Origin of the sequence: Streptomyces sp. NPDC051207 (assembly GCF_040682395.1) — a bacterium.
Classification (GTDB): Bacteria; Actinomycetota; Actinomycetes; order Streptomycetales; family Streptomycetaceae; genus Streptomyces.
Genome location: NZ_JBFBAX010000021.1, coordinates 83,449 through 102,347, shown reverse-complemented (window position 1 = coordinate 102,347; position 18,899 = coordinate 83,449). Strand labels below are relative to the sequence as shown.

19 protein-coding genes and 1 pseudogene are annotated in these 18,899 nt (G+C 73.4%); 15 read left to right on the top strand and 5 right to left on the bottom strand.

Annotated features, from left to right (window positions below; translation table 11 throughout):
• Window positions 1–11 precede the first annotated feature (11 nt).
• From AB0M97_RS21130 to AB0M97_RS21105, 6 genes and pseudogenes are all read left to right on the top strand, one after another.
• The gene (locus AB0M97_RS21130; protein ID WP_365962454.1) at window positions 12–1,112 is read left to right on the top strand and encodes a segregation/condensation protein A; all 1,101 of its coding nucleotides are present in this window, start codon (window positions 12–14) and stop codon (window positions 1,110–1,112) included.
• Entirely contained in the window at window positions 1,109–1,813 is a 705-nt protein-coding gene (gene scpB, locus AB0M97_RS21125; protein WP_365962453.1) for an SMC-Scp complex subunit ScpB, read from the top strand. Before AB0M97_RS21130 ends, scpB begins: the two co-directional genes overlap by 4 nt.
• Complete coding sequence (locus tag AB0M97_RS21120; RefSeq protein WP_365962452.1) at window positions 1,813–2,880, top strand: pseudouridine synthase; 1,068 nt, start codon at window positions 1,813–1,815, stop codon at window positions 2,878–2,880. Before scpB ends, AB0M97_RS21120 begins: the two co-directional genes overlap by 1 nt.
• Window positions 2,881–3,015: 135 nt before the next feature.
• Window positions 3,016–3,183, top strand: a pseudogene (locus tag AB0M97_RS21115) (sigma factor); the annotation flags it as partial.
• 318 nt (window positions 3,184–3,501) lie between these two features.
• Window positions 3,502–4,257: an NUDIX domain-containing protein gene (locus tag AB0M97_RS21110; protein WP_365962451.1), complete on the top strand. Its 756-nt coding sequence runs from the start codon at window positions 3,502–3,504 to the stop codon at window positions 4,255–4,257.
• Window positions 4,254–5,276, top strand: coding sequence for an ADP-ribosylglycohydrolase family protein (locus tag AB0M97_RS21105; RefSeq protein WP_365962450.1), 1,023 nt, complete (start codon window positions 4,254–4,256; stop codon window positions 5,274–5,276). Before AB0M97_RS21110 ends, AB0M97_RS21105 begins: the two co-directional genes overlap by 4 nt.
• Before the next feature lie 187 nt (window positions 5,277–5,463).
• Here the strand turns inward: AB0M97_RS21105 and AB0M97_RS21100 are convergent, their stop codons facing one another.
• Window positions 5,464–6,180 (bottom strand): nucleotidyltransferase domain-containing protein, encoded by a 717-nt coding sequence (locus tag AB0M97_RS21100; protein ID WP_365962449.1) that lies wholly within the window; start codon window positions 6,178–6,180, stop codon window positions 5,464–5,466.
• Between the two features lie 252 nt (window positions 6,181–6,432).
• Between AB0M97_RS21100 and aroH the strand changes: the two genes are divergently transcribed.
• From aroH to der, 5 genes are all read left to right on the top strand, one after another.
• Window positions 6,433–6,795, top strand: coding sequence for a chorismate mutase (gene aroH / locus AB0M97_RS21095; RefSeq protein WP_365962448.1), 363 nt, complete (start codon window positions 6,433–6,435; stop codon window positions 6,793–6,795).
• A complete protein-coding gene (locus tag AB0M97_RS21090; RefSeq protein WP_365962447.1) occupies window positions 6,792–7,877 on the top strand; it encodes a prephenate dehydrogenase in 1,086 nt (361 codons plus the stop codon). The genes aroH and AB0M97_RS21090 overlap by 4 nt, the downstream gene beginning before the upstream one ends.
• 109 nt (window positions 7,878–7,986) lie before the next feature.
• Window positions 7,987–8,664: a (d)CMP kinase gene (cmk, locus tag AB0M97_RS21085; protein WP_365962446.1), complete on the top strand. Its 678-nt coding sequence runs from the start codon at window positions 7,987–7,989 to the stop codon at window positions 8,662–8,664.
• Window positions 8,622–9,347, top strand: coding sequence for a lysophospholipid acyltransferase family protein (locus tag AB0M97_RS21080; protein WP_365962445.1), 726 nt, complete (start codon window positions 8,622–8,624; stop codon window positions 9,345–9,347). The genes cmk and AB0M97_RS21080 overlap by 43 nt, the downstream gene beginning before the upstream one ends.
• A gap of 47 nt (window positions 9,348–9,394) precedes the next feature.
• Window positions 9,395–10,870: a ribosome biogenesis GTPase Der gene (der, locus tag AB0M97_RS21075; protein ID WP_365962444.1), complete on the top strand. Its 1,476-nt coding sequence runs from the start codon at window positions 9,395–9,397 to the stop codon at window positions 10,868–10,870.
• A 68-nt stretch (window positions 10,871–10,938) separates the two neighbouring features.
• Here der and AB0M97_RS21070 read toward each other — a convergent pair whose 3' ends face one another.
• Together AB0M97_RS21070 and AB0M97_RS21065 are read right to left on the bottom strand one after the other, a co-directional pair.
• Entirely contained in the window at window positions 10,939–11,340 is a 402-nt protein-coding gene (locus AB0M97_RS21070; protein WP_365962443.1) for a hypothetical protein, read from the bottom strand.
• Window positions 11,341–11,426: 86 nt separating this feature from the next.
• Window positions 11,427–12,242: a hypothetical protein gene (locus AB0M97_RS21065; protein WP_365962442.1), complete on the bottom strand. Its 816-nt coding sequence runs from the start codon at window positions 12,240–12,242 to the stop codon at window positions 11,427–11,429.
• 261 nt (window positions 12,243–12,503) lie between these two features.
• On the opposite strand from AB0M97_RS21065, the gene AB0M97_RS21060 reads away from it, so the two are divergent.
• Together AB0M97_RS21060 and AB0M97_RS21055 are read left to right on the top strand one after the other, a co-directional pair.
• Window positions 12,504–13,412 (top strand): transglycosylase family protein, encoded by a 909-nt coding sequence (locus tag AB0M97_RS21060; RefSeq protein ID WP_365962441.1) that lies wholly within the window; start codon window positions 12,504–12,506, stop codon window positions 13,410–13,412.
• 84 nt (window positions 13,413–13,496) lie between these two features.
• Window positions 13,497–13,712 (top strand): I78 family peptidase inhibitor, encoded by a 216-nt coding sequence (locus AB0M97_RS21055; protein WP_365962440.1) that lies wholly within the window; start codon window positions 13,497–13,499, stop codon window positions 13,710–13,712.
• Window positions 13,713–13,736: 24 nt separating this feature from the next.
• Here AB0M97_RS21055 and AB0M97_RS21050 read toward each other — a convergent pair whose 3' ends face one another.
• Window positions 13,737–14,774 carry a phosphatase PAP2 family protein gene (locus AB0M97_RS21050; protein ID WP_365962439.1) on the bottom strand — a complete coding sequence of 346 codons (1,038 nt, stop codon included), beginning with the start codon at window positions 14,772–14,774 and terminating at the stop codon, window positions 13,737–13,739.
• Between the two features lie 621 nt (window positions 14,775–15,395).
• Between AB0M97_RS21050 and AB0M97_RS21045 the strand changes: the two genes are divergently transcribed.
• Together AB0M97_RS21045 and AB0M97_RS21040 are read left to right on the top strand one after the other, a co-directional pair.
• Window positions 15,396–17,009 (top strand): MFS transporter, encoded by a 1,614-nt coding sequence (locus AB0M97_RS21045; protein ID WP_365962437.1) that lies wholly within the window; start codon window positions 15,396–15,398, stop codon window positions 17,007–17,009.
• Between the two features lie 101 nt (window positions 17,010–17,110).
• Window positions 17,111–18,301, top strand: a complete 1,191-nt coding sequence (locus AB0M97_RS21040) for an acyl-CoA dehydrogenase family protein (RefSeq protein WP_365962436.1) — start codon at window positions 17,111–17,113, stop codon at window positions 18,299–18,301.
• Between the two features lie 43 nt (window positions 18,302–18,344).
• Here the strand turns inward: AB0M97_RS21040 and AB0M97_RS21035 are convergent, their stop codons facing one another.
• Window positions 18,345–18,782: a cell division protein SepF gene (locus tag AB0M97_RS21035; protein ID WP_365962435.1), complete on the bottom strand. Its 438-nt coding sequence runs from the start codon at window positions 18,780–18,782 to the stop codon at window positions 18,345–18,347.
• Between the last annotated feature and the right edge of the window lie 117 nt (window positions 18,783–18,899).

The following is an 18,899-nucleotide window of genomic DNA, read 5'->3' as shown; positions in this document are numbered from 1 at the left end:
CTGCGGGGGTCATGACCTCGAACGATGTTCCCGCCTCCGCCTCCGGCGCGTCTGCCGGGCGCAGGCGTGCGCTGGGGCGGGGGCCGGGGGCGGTCCCGCCGCCCGAGCCGGCGGGGGCCGAGGACGAGGCCGCCGCTTCCATCGATGCAGCCGCTTCCGTCGCTTCTGCCGGTGAGCCGCCGGGCCCGGTGGTTCCGCCGAGCGCCGACGAGGCCTCCGGTGGTGGTGACGGGAGGGAACCGTCCGGCGCCGACGAAGCCTTTGGCGCCGACGGGGCCTCCGACGGCGACGGTGGGTTCACGGTCCGGCTCGCCAACTTCGAGGGGCCCTTCGACCTGCTGCTCCAGCTGATCGCCAAGCACAAGCTGGACGTCACCGAGGTCGCCCTGTCGAAGGTGACCGACGAGTTCATGGCGTACATCCGGGCCATGGGGCCGGACTGGGACCTGGACGAGACGACGGAGTTCCTGGTGGTGGCCGCCACGCTGCTCGACCTGAAGGCGGCCCGGCTGCTGCCCGCCGCCGAGGTGGAGGACGAGGCCGACCTGGCCCTGCTGGAGGCCCGGGACCTGCTGTTCGCGCGGCTGCTCCAGTACCGCGCGTACAAGCAGGTCGCCGACATCTTCAGCGCCCGCCTGGACGCGGAGGCCCGGCGCCACCCCCGTACCGTCGGACTCGAACCGCACCACGCCGAGCTGCTGCCCGAGGTCGTCATCAGCATCGGCCCCGAGGGCTTCGCCCGGCTCGCCGTGAAGGCGATGCAGCCCAGACCGAAGCCGCAGGTGTACGTCGACCACATCCACGCGCCGCTGGTCAGCGTGCAGGAGCAGGCCGGGATCGTCGTCGCGCAGCTGCGGGAACTCGGCGAGGCGAGCTTCCGGGCGCTGGTCGAGGACACCGACGACACCCTGACCGTCGTGGCCCGCTTCCTCGCCCTGCTGGAGCTGTACCGCGAGAAGGCCGTCGCGCTGGAGCAGGAGACCGCCCTCGGCGATCTGCTCGTGCGCTGGACCGGCGGCGACGGGGACGAGACACCGACCGTGACGGACGAGTTCGACCGGCCGCCCGAGCCGCCGAAGCCGCCCAAGCCGCCCAAGGGGGACAAGCCGTGAGCGAGGACACCACCGAACGACCGGCGGGGCCGCGGACCGTCGCCGGCCTCGCACTCAAACCCGCCCTGGAGGCGGTCCTCATGGTCGTGGACGAGCCCGCGACCGAGGAGCACCTGGCGAAAATACTGGAGCGTCCCAGACGCCAGGTCGCGGACGCGCTGCGCGAACTGGCCGACGAGTACACCGCGCAGGGCCGCGGCTTCGAGCTGCGGCTCGTCGCGGGCGGCTGGCGCTTCTACACCCGGCCCGAGTACGCGCCCGCCGTCGAGGGCTTCGCCCTGGACGGCCAGCAGGCCCGGCTGACGCAGGCCGCGCTGGAGACGCTCGCGGTCGTCGCCTACCGGCAGCCGGTCAGCCGCAGCCGGGTCTCCGCCGTGCGCGGAGTGAACTGCGACGGCGTCATGCGCACCCTCCTGCAGCGAGGGCTGGTCGAAGAGGCGGGCACGGAACCCGAAACAGGTGCGATCCTGTACAGGACGACGAACTACTTCCTGGAGCGGATGGGCCTGCGCGGTCTGGACGAGCTCCCGGAGCTCGCGCCCTTCCTCCCGGAAGCGGAGGCGATCGAGGCCGAGACCCAGGAAGGCGTACCGTCGTTCGATCCGGACGCCCCGGAACCGGACGACGGACCCACGACGAACGTGCCGGCCACGACGACCCCGACGACTACGACGACTACGACGACAACGACGGATATTTGATGCGAAGCAGCGGCAGCGGCAAGAGCGGCGGGCGCGGTAACCACCGCGGCGCCGGCAATGACAGGGACCAGAAGCAGGGGCAGGGCCGCCCCCGCAAGCCCCGCCCCGAGGAGCGCCGCTACGACGTGGGGCCCGGGGCCACGAAGGACGGCCCGCAGGCCGGGCGCGGCGGCGCGGCCCGCGGCGGCGCCAAGGGCGGCCCCAAGCAGCCCCAGCAGGGCGGACGGGGCCGTACCGCCCCGGCGCGCCCCCGCGAGTACGACACGCGGATCGAGGAGCGCAACCGCGAGCGGTACGCAGGGAAGAAGGACATCAAGCTCCCCAAGACGTTCCCCGGCGCCGAGCAGGAGGGCGAGCGCCTGCAGAAGGTCCTCGCCCGCGCGGGCTACGGCTCCCGGCGCGCCTGCGAGGAGCTGATCGAGCAGGCCCGCGTCGAGGTCAACGGCGAGATCGTGCTGGAGCAGGGCCGGCGGGTCGACCCGGAGGAGGACGAGATCAAGGTCGACGGGCTGACCGTCGCCACGCAGAGCTACCAGTTCTTCGCGCTGAACAAGCCCGCCGGGGTCGTCTCCACGATGGAGGACCCCGAGGGCCGGCAGTGCCTCGGCGACTACGTCACCAACCGCGAGACGCGGCTGTTCCATGTTGGGCGGCTCGACACGGAGACCGAGGGCATCATCCTGCTCACCAACCACGGCGAGCTGGCGCACCGGCTGACCCACCCCAGGTACGGCGTGAAGAAGACGTACCTCGCGCACATCGTGGGCCCCATCCCGCGCGACCTCGGCAAGCGCCTGAAGGACGGCATCCAGCTGGAGGACGGCTACGCGCGCGCGGACCACTTCCGGGTCGTGGAGCAGACCGGCAAGAACTACCTGGTCGAGGTCACCCTGCACGAGGGCCGCAAGCACATCGTGCGCCGCATGCTCGCGGAGGCCGGGTTCCCGGTCGACAAACTGGTGCGCACCGCGTTCGGCCCGATCACGCTGGGCGACCAGAAGTCGGGCTGGCTGCGCCGCCTGTCGAACACGGAGGTCGGCATGCTGATGCAGGAAGTCGACCTGTAGACAGCGCCGGCCCGTCCTGAGAACGACATGGGCCGCTGTGCCCCGGCCGGTTCCGGACATTGCTCCGGGACCGGCCGATGCCTTTTCGCTCGCGCGCCGGTCTGTCCTTCCGTGACGGAGGGAGCGGGGACGACCGTGACGACGACGGACCGCGAGGAGTTCGCGCGGCTGACCGAGCCGTACCGGCGGGAGCTGCTGGCGCACTACCGGCTGCTGGGGTCCGCCGACGAGGCGGAGGACCTGGTGCAGGAGACGTATCTGCGGGCCTGGCGCTCCTACGACGGTTACGAGGGCAGGCACGCTGCGCCTGGCGTTCGTCGCCGCGTCCCGTCGTCCTTCGTGGCCGGCTGCGGCCCGGCGCTGGCCGTCATGGCGGGCACGGCGGCGACCGGGGCGGTGGTGGCGGCGCTGGCGCCGGGGCGCGATGCGGGGGCAGGGGCCCGCTGAGGGATTGTGCCGGGGCGCGACCGGGGTGCTCGCCGGGTGCGGTCCGCGCCGGGCCGCACCGGACGGTCGCGCCCCGGGCGGAGCGACCGCTGACCGGTTGTGGCGGTCGCCCGTCCCCCTTTATAGTCGCACTGACTATTAACGGTGTCGGCCAGGGAAGGGGGGTGGGCGGTCGTGACCGCGCCGCGGGGATACGACAAGTACGCCCACGAACCCTTCGCCGTCACCGTCGACCTCGCCGTCCTCACCGTCCACGCGGACACCCTGCACGTCCTCCTCGTGGAGCGCGGGCAGGAGCCGTACGCCGGGCAGTGGGCGCTGCCCGGCGGGTTCGTGCGGCCGGACGAGTCCGCGGAGACCGCCGCCCGGCGCGAACTCGCCGAGGAGACCGGCCTGTCCGACGTCACCGGGCTGCACCTGGAGCAGCTGCGCACCTACAGCGAGCCCGGCCGCGACCCCCGTATGCGGGTCGTCTCGGTCGCGTTCGCCGCGCTGCTGCCGCCTCCCGCGGGCCCCGGCCCGGGGAACACGCCGCTCGAACCGCGCGGCGGCGGCGACGCGGCACAGGCCCGCTGGGTGCCGTACGGCGACGCCCGGCCGCTGTCCTTCGACCACGACCGGATCCTGGCCGACGCGCACGAACGCGTCGGCGCCGAGCTGGAGCACACCTGCCTCGCCACCGCCTTCTGCCCGCCCGAGTTCACCCTCGGCGAGCTGCGGCGCGTCTACGAGACCGTCTGGGGCACCGCCCTGGACCCGCCCAACTTCCGCCGCAAGGTGCTCGCCACGCCCGGCTTCGTCGAACCGGTCCCGGGCGCCGCCCGGCTCACCGGCGGCCGCGGCAAACCGGCCGCGCTGTACCGCGCGGGCACCGCCACCACCCTGCACCCGCCCCTGCTCCGACCGTCCCGGGAAGGACGACCCGCATGACCTCGACCACCGTCCGCAAGCGCGCCGCCACCGGAGCGCTGATCGGCCTCGCCCTCGGGGACGCGCTCGGTTTCCCGACCGAGTTCAACGACGTGCCCTCGATCCTCGCCAAGTGCGGGCCCTGGCGGGAGATGGAGCTGCCGACGCCCGCGATCGTCACCGACGACACGCAGATGACGCTCTCCCTCGGCAAGGGCCTGCGCACGGCGATGGACCGGGGCGTGCTCAGCCCGGAGAGCCTGGAGCGGCCGGTGCGCGAGGAGTTCGTGGACTGGTACCGGTCGCCGGAGAACAACCGCGCGCCCGGCAACACCTGCCTGCGCGCCTGCGACCTGCTCGGGAGCGAGGACCGGCCCTGGCAGGACGCCAGCCAGATCCACTCCAAGGGCTGCGGCGCCAACATGCGCGTCGCGCCCGTCGGCCTCGCCCCCGGCCTCAGCGACGACCAGCGCGCCGGCGCCGCCCAGTTGCAGTCGGCCCTCACCCACGGCCACCCCACCGCGCTCGCCGCCTCCGACCTCACCGCGCACGCCGTGCACCTGCTCGCGCAGGGCGCCGACCCGGCCGGCCTCGTCGGCCTGCTGCGCTCCTACGCCCTGGACAACCGCACCCGCTACCACCACGACTGGCTCGGCGACCTGTGGACCCGTGACCAGGACCCCGGCCCGGAGCAGTTCATCGCCCGCGGCTGGGACGAGTGCCTGGCGATCCTCGACCGGCTCGACGACGCCGTGCGCACCGCCTCGCCCGAGACCGACCCGTGCCTGGCCACCGGCGCCGGCTGGATCGCCGAGGAGGCCCTGGCGACCGGGCTGCTCTGCTTCCTGATGTTCACGGACGAGCCCCTCACCGCGCTGCGCCGCGCGGCCTGCTCCTCCGGCGACTCCGACTCCGTCGCCTGCCTCGCCGGCGCCTTCGCGGGCGCCCACCTCGGCGCGGACGCCTGGCCTGCCGCGTGGGCCGACCGCATCGAGTACCGCAGCGACCTGATCACGCTCGGAGCGCTCTGGGACGCCTGAGCGGGGACCGGCGCGGGGAACATCCGGCACGCGCGCGGGTCGGCCTGCGACGTCGCCCACGCGCGCGTGGGCGGACGGCATCCCGCACGCGCGCGTGCGGGACACACGCCGGTCCTGCCCGCGCGCGTGCAGGACACACCCCGGGGAAACCGCACGGCGCGCCGGGCGAGCCGCAAGCCGCGCTCCTTCAGCGCTTCCCGGCTCCCCGGAGGGCTGCGAGGGCCGACGTGCGGCGCACCCGGACCAGGAAGTCCTCGACGCGGCGCCGGTCCGGTTCCACCGGGAGCGGACTGCGCGCGGCTGCCTCCTCGGCCTCCCGGGCCAGCCGGGTCATCCGGGCCTCGACCCGCTCCCAGGGGACCTCGCCGCGCTTCACGGCCAGCAGCGGCTCGCGCGCGTCACCGACGTCCAGGGTGAGCGTGCCCGTGCGCAGCAGGTCGCGGACGCTCGTCAGCAGCCGCAGCAGGTGCATGGCGTGCTTCCAGCGCGGCACGCCGTGCGCCCGGACGCCGGCCTCCAGCCTGCGGTGCTGGCCCAGCGCGTACCCGGTGAACGTCTCGCCGACCCGCCGGGACAGGAACGCCCCGCGCAGGGCCAGCAGCTCGCGGCCGGTGTCGTCGGCGTACTCCACGAGCGGGGAGTGCAGGCACTCCAGGATGTTCGGGTTCGCGCGCAGCGCCAGCTCGCAGAACCGCTCCAGCTCCCAGCTGAACTGCTCCTCGGCCGGGCCCTCGACGTGCGCCGGCGGCTTCTCGAAGCGCCAGAACAGCTCGGTGGGCGCGACGAACACCCCGCGCCGGTCGGTGTCGCTGCCGTCCGTCGCCAGGCCGAAGGCGCGCGAGCCCATCACACAGGCGTAGACCGTGTGGTCGCGCACCAGCGTCCCGGGTGTTGTCGGATGCATGACCGGGAGCGTACGCGGGGCGTCACGCCGGGCGGATCGAATTTCCCTCCCGGCCGCCCGTGACCCCCGCGGACCGGCCGGGACCCGTCGCCGTCGCCCGCCGCAGCCGCGCCGGCCGCCGGCACAACCGTTCGCCGCGTCGCGTTCCCCGCAGCGGACGTCTCACGCATTGGGCATCGCCGGTCGGCGGTGCGCGGATGGCTAGGCTGGACGGACGCACAGCCAACACGCACGTCAGCGAGGAGCATCACCGTGGCGGTACGAGCGGTCCGGGGCGCCGTCCAGCTGGAACGGGACGAGGCCGGGCACATGGACGAGCAGGTCGGGGCCCTGCTCACCGCCGTCCTCGAACGCAACGGGCTGACCCCCGACGACCTGATCAGCATCTGGTTCACGGCCACGCCCGACCTGCACAGCGACTTCCCGGCCGCCGCCGCGCGCAAGCTCGGCATCGTCGACGTCCCCCTGATCTGCGCCCAGGAACTGGACATCGAGGGCGCCATGCCCCGCGTCGTCCGGCTCCTCGCGCACATCGACTCCGACCGCCCCCGCGCCGACATCGCACACGTCTACCTCGGCGCCGCCGCCGCCCTGCGCAAGGACATCGCCCAGTGAGAACCGCACTCGTCATCGGCACCGGGCTCATCGGCACCTCCGCCGCCCTCGCCCTCTCCCAGCGCGGGGTCGCCGTCCACCTCGCCGACCACGACCCGGAGCAGGCCCGCACCGCGGCGGCCCTCGGCGCCGGCACCGACGAGGCGCCGGACGGGCCCGTCGACCTCGCCGTCGTCGCCGCGCCGCCCGCGCACGTCGCCGGGGTCCTCGCCGACGCCATGCGGCGCGGCCTGGCCCGTGGCTACCTGGACGTCGCCAGCGTCAAGGGCGGCCCGCGCCGCGAGCTGGAGGAACGCGGCCTCGACCTGTCCGCGTACATCGGCAGCCACCCCATGTCCGGCCGCGAGCAGTCGGGGCCGCTCGCCGCGACCGGGGACCTCTTCGAGGGCCGCCCCTGGGTGCTGACACCGACCCGGGACACCGACACCGAGGTGCTGAACCTCGCCCTGGAACTGGTCTCGCACTGCCGGGCCGTGCCCGTCGTCATGGACGCCGACGCGCACGACCGCGCCGTGGCCCTCGTGTCCCACATGCCCCACCTGGTGTCCAGCATGGTCGCCGCCCGGCTGGAGAACGCCGAGGAGGCCGCCGTACGGCTGTGCGGCCAGGGCATCCGCGACGTGACCCGGATCGCCGCCTCCGACCCCCGGATGTGGATCGACATCCTCTCCGCCAACCCGGGGCCGGTCGCCGACCTCCTCACGGACGTCGCCGGCGACCTGGAGGAGGCCGTACGGGCGCTGCGCGCGCTGCAGTCCTCCGACGAGGACAAGCGCCGCGAGGGCGCCGCCGGCATTGCGGACGTGCTGCGCCGCGGCAACGCCGGCCAGGTCCGGGTGCCGGGCAAGCACGGCACCGCCCCGCGCGTCTACGAGGTCGTGGCCGTGCTCATCGACGACCAGCCCGGACAGCTGGCCCGCATCTTCGCGGACGCCGGAACGGCCGGGGTCAACATCGAGGACGTGCGCATCGAGCACGCCACCGGACAGCAGGCCGGCCTGGTGCAGCTCATGGTCGAGCCGAAGGCGGCGCCCCTGCTGGCGGCGGCGCTGCGGGACCGGGGCTGGGCCCTGCGGCAGTAGGCGCCGGGGGGCCGCGGGCGTGGACCGGGGGGCCACTCGTACGCAGTAACCTTGTCCAGGGCCCTTCTGCCCCCGCCCACCACCCAGGACCAGGAAAGGTGCCCCCACAGTGGAACGCGCCGCAGTGATTGTCGCCATCGACGGCCCCTCCGGCACGGGCAAGTCGAGCACGTCGAAGGCAGTGGCCGCGCAGCTCGGCCTGAGCTACCTGGACACCGGCGCCCAGTACCGGGCGATCACGTGGTGGATGGTCACCAACGGCGTCGACGTCGACGATCCGGCCGCGATCGCCGCCGTCGCCGACAAGCCGGACATCGTGTCCGGCACCGACCCGGCGAACCCGACGATCACCGTCGACGGCACGGACGTGGCCGGCCCGATCCGCACCCAGCAGGTCACCTCCAAGGTCAGCGCGGTCAGCGCCGTGCCCGAGGTGCGCGCCCGGATCACCGAGCTGCAGCGCGCCATCGCCCGGTCCGCCGAGCAGGGCATCGTCGTGGAGGGCCGCGACATCGGTACGACCGTCCTGCCGGACGCCGACCTGAAGATCTTCCTCACCGCCTCCGCCGAGGCGCGCGCCGCCCGCCGCAGCGGCGAGCTGAAGGGCGCCGACATCAACGCCACCCGCGAGGCCCTGATCAAGCGGGACGCGGCCGACTCCAGCCGCAAGACCTCCCCGCTGGCCAAGGCGGACGACGCGGTCGAGGTGGACACCACCGACCTCACGCTGGCGCAGGTCGTCGAGTGCGTCGTCACGCTCGTCGAGGAGAAGCGGGCCGCGAAGTGACGGCTGGGTCCCGGGCCCCGTCCGTCAAGGGCGCCGAGATCGGGCGGCGGATCGGCGTCGGACTGATGCACGGGCTGTGGAAGCCGCGGGTGCTCGGCTCCTGGCGGGTCCCCGCGGCCGGCCCGGTGATCCTCGCCGTCAACCACAGCCACTTCATCGACGGCCCGATGGTGATGGGCGTGGCGCCCCGGCCGACGCACTTCCTGATCAAGAAGGAGGCGTTCGTCGGCCCGCTCGACCCCCTCCTGCTCGGCATGGGCCAGCTGAAGGTGGACCGCACGACCGCCGACCGCGCCGCCATCACCCGGGCGCTGGCCGTCCTGGACAACGGCGGCGTGCTCGGCATCTTCCCGGAGGGCACCCGCGGCGAGGGCGACTTCGCCGCGCTGCGCGCCGGACTCGCGTACTTCGCCGTGCGCAGCGGGGCGCCCGTCGTCCCGGTGGCCGTACTGGGAACCACCGAGCGGTGCGGGCGGCTGCTGAAAGGGCTGCCCCCGCTGCGCTCCCGCGTCGACGTCGTCTTCGGCGACCCGTTCGACGCGGACGACGGCAGCGGGCTGCGCACCCGCGCGGCGCTGGACGCGGCGACCGATCGCATCCAGAAGCAGCTCACCGCGAACCTGGAAAACGCCAGGCGGCTGACCGGCCGCCGGGCCACACTGAGTAGTGGATCAGACCGTTAGGAAACGGGCGGTCCACCGATCACCACGATGAACGAGGTACGGACTTCATGAACGACCACATCCACTCCGAGGGCTCGGGCGAGGAGCACGACCACGGGGCGCTTGGCGATGCCGAGTACGCGGAGTTCATGGAGCTCGCCGCGGAAGAGGGCTTCGACGTCGAGGACGTCGAGGGCGCCATCGAGGCGGCCGGGCACGGCCCGCTGCCCGTGCTCGCCGTCGTCGGCCGCCCCAATGTCGGCAAGTCGACCCTGGTGAACCGCATCATCGGCCGCCGCGAGGCCGTCGTGGAGGACAAGCCCGGCGTCACCCGCGACCGCGTCACCTACGAGGCCGAGTGGGCGGGCCGCCGCTTCAAGGTGGTCGACACCGGCGGCTGGGAGCAGGACGTCCTCGGCATCGACGCGTCCGTGGCCGCGCAGGCCGAGTACGCCATCGAGGCCGCCGACGCGGTCGTCTTCGTCGTGGACGCCAAGGTCGGCGCCACCGACACCGACGAGGCGGTCGTCCGCCTGCTGCGCAAGGCCGGCAAGCCCGTCGTGCTGTGCGCCAACAAGGTGGACGGCCCGAGCGGCGAGGCCGACGCGTCCTACCTGTGGTCACTGGGCCTCGGCGAGCCGTACCCGGTCTCCGCGCTGCACGGCCGCGGCACCGGCGACATGCTGGACAGGGTCCTGGAGGTCCTCCCGGAGGCCCCGGCGCAGACCTTCGGCACCGCCACCGGCGGCCCGCGCCGCATCGCCCTGATCGGCCGCCCGAACGTCGGCAAGTCCTCACTGCTGAACAAGGTGGCGGGCGAGGAGCGCGTCGTCGTCAACGAACTCGCCGGCACCACCCGCGACCCGGTGGACGAGCTGATCGAACTCGGCGGCGTGACCTGGAAGTTCGTGGACACCGCCGGCATCCGCAAGCGCGTCCACCTCCAGCAGGGCGCCGACTACTACGCCTCGCTGCGCACCGCCGCCGCCGTCGAGAAGGCCGAGGTGGCCGTCGTCCTGATCGACGCCTCCGAGTCCATCTCGGTGCAGGACCAGCGCATCCTCACCATGGCCGTCGAGGCGGGCCGCGCGATCGTCCTCGCCTTCAACAAGTGGGACACCCTGGACGAGGAGCGCCGCTACTACCTGGAGCGGGAGATCGAGACCGAGCTGGGCCAGGTCGCGTGGGCGCCCCGGGTGAACGTCTCGGCGCGCACCGGGCGTCACATGGAGAAGCTGGTCCCGGCGATCGAGACGGCCCTCGCGGGCTGGGAGACACGGGTTCCGACGGGCCGGCTCAACGCCTTCCTCGGCGAGCTCGTCGCCGCCCACCCGCACCCGGTGCGCGGCGGCAAGCAGCCGCGCATCCTGTTCGGCACGCAGGCCGGCACCAGGCCGCCGCGGTTCGTGCTGTTCGCCTCCGGCTTCATCGAGGCGGGCTACCGGCGCTTCATCGAGCGCCGGCTGCGCGAGGAGTTCGGCTTCGAGGGCACGCCGATCCACATCTCGGTGCGGGTGCGCGAGAAGCGCGGCAGGAAGAAGTGACCCGCTGAGCACGCCGAAAGGGGCGGCCCCGTCGAGGGGCCGCCCCTTTCGGCGTGCCGGGCCGGCAGTCACAGGCCGCGGCGCGGACCGGGCGGCAGGGCGGCCGGCACGTGCTGCGTCCCGGAGCCCTGCCGCTCGATCTGCCCGACGCGCTGCCACGGCGACAGCTGGCCCGTGGTGTGGCGGGCGCTGTGCGCGCCCGCGCTGTAGGCGCTGTACGAGCTGCCGTGCGACCCGTGCCCGGGGCTGTTCCAGGAGCCCGTGCCGTGCGGGCTGTGTCCGAAGGCGGTGAAGCCCAGGTCCTCCTCGCCGCTGCGGTCGCCCGGCAGCGTGCGGAAGGACCTGACGTACTCGGCGTAGAGCGCGTCGTAGATCGGCGTGGCCGATGGGCCGCCCTGGGGCTCCCGGGCCGGTCGCCCCGGAGGCAGCGGCTGGTAGGACTGGCGGCGGGGAACGTCGTATGTGTGCACGTATGTCCAAACGACCCCGCCCGCCAAGGGATGCGGTCCCCGGGCGGCTTTCGCAGGTCAACCGCCGGCGGGGACGCGGCAGGTGCTCAGGTGCCGGACAGGGGCAGTGCGGCGGCGACCAGCCTGCCGTTCGCCGCGGCCTTGTCCAGCGCGTCCCGCAGCAGGTCCTCGCGGGGCTGGCGGCCGATGGAACCGACGGACGCCGCGAACATCAGCACCTGCTGGTGCTTGTTGGCGGCGGCCCGCCAGCCGTCGGTGACCAGCAGCGGCTGGTGCGCCTGCCACCAGGCCACCGGCTGGCCGCCGCCCGGGCCGGGCTGGAGCACCGCGTGCAGCTGGCCCATGGCGAGCAGCGCCGACCAGCCGTGCAGCACGGGCGGCAACGCCGACAGCTCGGTCACCGGCATGTAGCCCTGCTCGATCAGCAGCGGCAGGAAGTCGTCGCCGGGGCCCGTGGTGCCGGGCCGCACGATGGGCGTGGTCGGCTCGACCACCAGCGCCGCGTGCAGCTCCCCGGCGATCAGCACCAGTCCGCTGGTCACGCCGAGGACGGCCTGTCCGGGCGCGGCCAGGTCGTGACCGTCCCGGCCGGGCTCGGGCTGCTGCGGGGCGGGCGCGCCGGCGCTGTCGCCGGTGATGGACTTCACGGCCCCCCGCAGCTGCTCCTCGGTGACCTGGACGACCTGTGAGGGCAGGCAGGTGGCGTGGGCGAAGGCGAGGACGGCGGTCTCGTCCCCGATGAACAGGACGGTGCTGGTGCGCTCCTGCTCCGCGTCGCCCGGAGTGCGGCAGGAGGTGCAGTCGTAACTGCCCGGGGCGGTCTCTCCGGCGAGCAGCCGGTCGGCTTCTTCGTCGCCGATCTCGGCGCGTACCTCGTCGCTGACGTCGAGCATGCGCGGCACGGGTGGCTCCCTCGGGATGCGGTACGTGGCGAGGCCGGGTGGCTCCCGGCCCGTGGTCCGGGTGGGTCCCCGGCTCATGAAGAAGACAACGGGCGAGCCGCGGGGGGAGTCACGCATCCAGGCGAACGGATACGGGCCGTACACGGCGCGGCGCCCGCCGGGCCGGTGGCGCGGCCGTCCCGTCCACCGGCCGGGTGGGCCGCCCCGGCGCACCGGACGCGGCTGGCCGGCGGTACGCGACGGGCCGCCTGGCGTGGGCCGATGCACGCCGAGCCGCTCACGTTCGCCCTGGCCGCGGCCCTGTTCGCCGCCCTCGTCCCCGGCGCAGCGCACGCCGCCGCACCCTCCCAGGTGCCGCCCGCGGCGAGCGCGCCGCGCCACTGCCCGAAGGAGGAATGGCCCTGGGACTGCGTCACCGAGTGCGAGAGCGGCGGGCGCTGGGACGCGGACACGGGCAACGGCTTCCACGGCGGACTGCAGTTCTGGCAGCCCACCTGGCGGCAGTCCGGCGGCCCGAAGTACGCCCCGCGCGCGGATCTCGCCACCCGCGCCGAGCAGATCGCGGTCGCCCAGGAGGTGCTGGTGCAGGGCTGGGGCGCATTGCCGGTCTGCTCGAAGCGGTACGGGCTCACGGGCCGCATGCACACCGTGAGGCCCGGCGACACCCTGTCCGCCCTCGCGCGCACCTACGGCGTCGAGGGCGGCCGGCGGGGCATGGACGACGCCAACCGCGAGACCATGGGGGCCGCCCGGACCTGCTGCGTGTCGGAATGCTGCTGGTCCTCCCGGAGGGCTCGGCCCGCGCCCAGGACGCGCACAGCGCCCGGCCGTGTTCGGCCCGCCGCTGTCCGGCGTACCGTCCGCCGCGTCTCACCGCTGAATACGACCGTCCCGCGGCGGTGCGTACGTCCGCTGCGCGCTCGGCCCGTCTCGCGGCGGGGGGGCACGGTGCCGGAATCCGGCGAATTCGCGTGCCGACCGGAACGCCCCGGAGGGCTCCGACGCCGGAATGAAAAGAAGCCCGGAGGGCTTCTCACGGCACCATTTGGCCCGGCTATTCCCGCCGTCGGCGGGACACGCGGGAATTGCGTTCGAATGCCTGCGGAAGTCGTGGGGCACCGCTCGTCCGTGTGGGCGGTGCCGCCCCGGACGACTGTCGTCGTCCTGTGACAGAAGCGTGACGGGAGAGGCGTACGGGACGGGTGTTCGCGGCCCGTACTTCCCCGCCCGCCGGTCAGGGCATAGCGTGACGGCATGGCACCGATTCCGACTCCACCCGCCGAACCGCAGGACAGTCCGGACGCCTACGTGGGCCTCGCGTCCGAACGGGCCGAGGCCCTCGCGCGCGAGCGCGGCTGGTCGACGGTGAGGGCGCTGCCGCCGGGGGCGATCATCACCATGGAGTACCGCGTGGGCCGGCTGAACTTCGAGGTCGAGGACGGTTTGGTGGCGCGCGCCTGGAAGGGGTGAGCGCCGCGCGGGGAACGCCGTTGGTCAGCCGCCCGTCACGGGGTGGGCCGGGGACCCCGTGCCGCGCCCGAGGCGGTCCGGGTGCGCGGCATGGGGATGCGGGCGCCTGCTGCCCGCCGGGGTGACCGGGGTGCGCTCCGAGCGGGCCGTGTGCGGGCCGGGGGCCAGGTAGACCGGCGCCCGGGCCGAGCGCGCCGCGGAGACCGGCTCGCACGCCGGCGCGTCCTCCCCGGCGGACGCCGGGCACGGTGTGACCACGACCGGCACGCCGGCCGGGGCGGTGCCGACCGGTCCCCTGCGGCCGAGGCGGGCGGACCAGCGGTCGCGCAGGTCCAGGATCCGCGCCTCGGCGTGGGCGATCAGCGGCTCGAACCAGGGCAGCGCCAGCAGGATCAGCAGACCGGCGACCCAGCCCAGCAGCACGTCGCTCAGCCAGTGCGTACCGAGGTAGACGGTGGCCATGCCGACGCCGAGCGAGGTGACCGCGGACAGCGCGGACAGCCAGCGTCTGGCCCACGGGGTGGAGGCCAGATAGGCCAGGATGCCCCAGGTCACGACCGCGTTGGCGGTGTGGCCGCTGGGGAAGATGTCGCCGCCGAGCCACATCTCGTTCGAGCCGATCTCGGTCGCGTAGTGCGGGCCGAGCCGCCCCATGCCGTACTTCGCGGCGCCGACGGTGACGTTCAGCAGCAGCAGGGAGACGCCGAGGGCGAGCAGCGGGCGCAGCGTGTGCTGCCGCCAGGAGCGCCAGCCGAGCCAGGCCGCGATCATCACGGCGGTCGGGCCGCGCTGGCCGAGGACGACGTAGTAGTCGACGAAGGCGTGCAGCTGCTGCCACTGCTGGTACGGCCGGAAGAACATGACCTGCCAGTCGAGGCGGACCAGCCACGAGGTGATGACGACGGCCCATACGATTGCCACGTACACGGCCAGGGTGCCCGCCAGCAGCACGATCCGGTGCCGGCTCATGCGCGGCACGTCGATGTGGGCCGGCCGCTGCGGTTCGCGGTCCAGCCTGGCGAACACCCGGTCCAGTCGGGTGGGGCTCGTTTTGGTACGCACCCAATCGACGCTACAGGGCCCGGCTGGGCGGATTGGCCCGACGGAAGGGTTTGTAATGCCTACGTGATGTGGCCTTCGCCTCAAACAGCACCATCTCCCGTGTGGCATATGGTTCCTTTGCCGCGGAAATCCGCGGGCCAAAGGGTCTCGGCTTCATTTCGCGGTGGATCGGTGTTCCTCGGCGATTTACCGCCGCGCCACCTGGAAGCCGGGCGTCTATTCGGCCGTTCCCTTGCGCGATATAGCCAGAAAATGTGGGTACTCGGGCCGTTCGTGTCGGCCGGTGCGCGCCTGTGAACTGCGACGATGCCGCCCCGGGGGCCGTCCCTTTCGGTGCGCCGCGAATTCCGGGCACCCGCTTTGCCTGCTTTATGCGGGATTTCTCTGAATGTGGCCGCGCGTGCCGGTGCCTGCCCGGCTGAGGTGGGAGTGGCGTACGCCACACCGTTTCGCGCGGAGTCCGAGAGGCCCGCCACTGGGCATCCGGACGGACTCGCGTACCCTGACGTGTCACTCGCCTCGATGCGCGGGCCGGGGACCACCGCTCCTCCCCGGCCGAGTCACGGGAGTCCCCACCCCGTGAGCCCGCCGACCGCGAGGGAACATCTGGGAGGTACGTACATGTCCGGGACGACCACGGCCGCCGCACTGCGCCGTCGGGCGGCCGGGGCCGGTGCCAACCGCTGGGTGGTTCTCGTCGTCCTCTGCGCCAGCCTGCTGCTGGTCGCCGTCGACGCGACCGTGCTGCACGTCGCCGTCCCCGCCGTCACCGAGGACCTCAGGCCCGGCGCGATGGAGCTGCTCTGGATCGTCGACGCCTACCCGCTGGTCTGCGCGTCGCTGCTGATCCTCTTCGGCACGCTCGGCGACCGCGTCGGCCGCAGACGCGTGCTCCTCCTCGGCTACGCCCTGTTCGGCGTCGCCTCCGGCCTGGCGGCCGTCGCCGACAGCGCCCAGGTGCTCGTCGCGGCGCGGGCGCTGCTCGGCGTCGGCGGCGCCATGATCATGCCCGCCACGCTGTCGATCCTGCGGCAGGTCTTCCCCGACCGGCGCGAACGGGCCCTCGCCATCGGCCTGTGGAGCGCCGTCGCCGCGGTGGGTGCCGCGGTCGGGCCGCTGCTCGGCGGCTTCCTGCTGGAGCACTTCTGGTGGGGCTCGGTCTTCTTCGTCAACATCCCGCTCATGCTGGTCAGCCTGCCGGTGGGCCGGCTGCTGCTGCCCGAGTCGAAGGGCGACGGCCAGGGCCCCTGGGACGTGGCCGGCGCGCTGATGGCGGCGGCCGGGCTGTTCGGCGTGGTGCTCGGCGTGAAGCGGCTCGGCGGCGGCGAACCGGCCGGCAGCGCGCTGACCGTGCTGCCGCTGGTGACGGGCGCGGCCCTGCTGGTCCTCTTCGTACGGCGGCAGCGGCGCCGCCCGCACCCGCTGGTCGACCTGCGGATGTTCGGGCGGCCCGTGTTCAGCACCTCCGTCGGCTGCATCGTGCTGGCCATGCTCGCGCTGGTCGGCCTCGAACTGATCGCCGCGCAGTATCTGCAACTGGTGCTCGGCCTGTCCCCGCTGGAGACGGGGCTGCGGCTGGTGCCGCTGACCCTCGCGGCGATGGCGGCCGGGCTGGCGGGCGCGCGGATGCTGCGCCGGTTCGGGCCGCGCCGCACGGTGTGCTTCGGGTTCTGCCTGACGGCGGGCGCGGTGCTGCTGCTGACGGCGATGGGCACCGCGGACGACTTCCCGCTGCTGCTGTCCGGGTTCGTCCTGCTCGGCTTCGGCCTGGAGACCACGCTGTTCGGGGCGTACGAGTCGATGCTCAGCGCGGCGCCGCCCCAGCAGGCGGGCGGCGCCGCGGCCATCGGCGAGACGTCCTACCAGCTCGGCGCCGGCATCGGGATCGCCCTGCTGGGCAGCGTGATGAACGCGGCGTACGCGCCCGGGCTCACGTCCGTGCCCGGCGTGCCGTCACCCGTGTCGGCCGCGGCGTCGCACTCGCTGGGGGAGGCCTACGAGGTCGCCGCGCAGCTCGGCGGACCCGTCGGCGGGGCCCTGCGGGTCGCGGCGCGGGACGCGTTCGTGCACGGGCTGCATGTGACGCTGCTGGTGAGCGCGGGGCTGCTGCTGCTCGGGGCGGTGATGGCGCTGCGGCTGCCGCGGACGATGCAGTGCGACGCCGGGCCGGTGGAGCTGCCGGGCCCGCGGGAGGCCGAGGCGCCCGCCCACGCGCCGCCGGTCACCGCCCGCTGATCACCGCCCGCCGAGGGAGTGGACGTGCGGGACACTGCGTCGTAACGTCGGAAGCCGTCGTGACTAGCGGTGCTAGTTTTTCGCTGCCGGAGGGTGCCCCCATGTCCACGTCCTCGTCGTTGCCCCCGTTCGATCCCGCCGACCCCCTCGGCATCGACGACCTGCTGGAACCCGAGGACCTCGCCGTCCGGGACACCGTGCGTGCCTGGGCCGCCGACCGTGTGCTGCCGCACGTCGCCGAGTGGTACGAGAAGGGCGAACTGCCCGGCATCCGGGAACTCGCCCGGGAACTCGGAGGCATCGGGGCGCTCGGGATGTCGCTGACGGGCTACGGATGCGCCGGGGCCAGCGCCGTGCAGTACGGGCTCGCCTGCCTGGAACTGGAGGCCGCCGACTCCGGGATCCGCTCCCTGGTCTCCGTGCAGGGCTCGCTCGCCATGTACGCCGTCCACCGGTTCGGCAGCGAGGAGCAGAAGCAGCAGTGGCTGCCGCGCATGGCCGCCGGTGAGGTCATCGGCTGCTTCGGGCTCACCGAGCCCGACCACGGCTCCGACCCCGCGGCCATGCGGACGTACGCCAAGAAGGACGGCGGCGACTGGGTCCTCAACGGCCGCAAGATGTGGATCACCAACGGCTCGGTCGCCGGGGTCGCCGTGGTCTGGGCGCGGACCGACGACGGCATCCGCGGCTTCGTCGTGCCGGCCGACAGCCCCGGCTTCTCCGCGCCCGAGATCAAGCACAAGTGGTCGCTGCGGGCGTCCGTCACCAGCGAACTCGTCATGGACGACGTACGGCTGCCCGCCGACGCCGTGCTGCCGGGGGTGACCGGACTGCGCGGCCCCCTCAGCTGCCTGTCCCACGCCCGCTACGGCATCGTGTGGGGTGCGATGGGCGCCGCCCGCTCCTGCTTCGAGACCGCCGTCGACTACGCCAGGTCACGCGAGCAGTTCGGCAGGCCCATCGGCGGTTTCCAGCTGACGCAGGCGAAACTCGCCGACATGGCGGTCGAACTGCACAAGGGAATTCTGCTCGCCCACCATCTCGGGCGGCGCATGGACGCCGGCCGCCTGCGTCCCGAGCAGGTCAGCTTCGGCAAGCTCAACAACGTACGGGAGGCCATCGACATCTGCCGTACGGCCCGGACCATTCTGGGGGCCAACGGGATCTCGCTCGAATATCCCGTGATGCGGCACGCGACCAACCTCGAATCGGTGCTCACCTACGAGGGCACCGTCGAAATGCACCAGCTCGTGCTGGGCAAGGCGCTCACTGGACTCGACGCGTTCCGGTAGACCGGCGGACCCCGCGCAGGCGGGGCCGGTGAGCGGCCCTGCCTCAGCTCTGGTTGAAGAAACCGTCCGTGCGGTGCGCGGCGGGTTCGCCGCTGATGATCTCCGTGTCGGCGGGCGTCAGCAGGAACACCCGGTTGGAAACGCGGTCGATGGAACCACGCAGGCCGAAAATGAGCCCGGCCGCGAAGTCGACGACGCGCTTGGCGTCGGCGGCCTCCATGGCCGTCAGATTCATGATGACCGGGACCCCGTCCCGGAACAGCTCACCGATGGCACGCGCGTCCCGGAAGCTGTCCGGGGTGACGGTGCCGATTCTGCGGCCCTTCTCCTCGGCGGTGTCCGAGGCCACCTTCACGCGCGGGTCGGTGACCCAGGCGTCCCCGGACTCGGTCCCCTCGTAAGTCTCGTCGTCGTAGTAGCGCTCGTCATCGTTGTCGTCGACGAGGCCGAGCCACGCACTCGCCTTGCGCACCGATCCCATGGACGCCTCCTCTCACAGCGGTCTTTCTTGCTTTCCGCACCCCTATGGTCGTCCATGATGCGGATGGCGCGCCAAGTGGATAGTCGCCGCGCGGGGGGTTTGTGACGGTACTGGTGC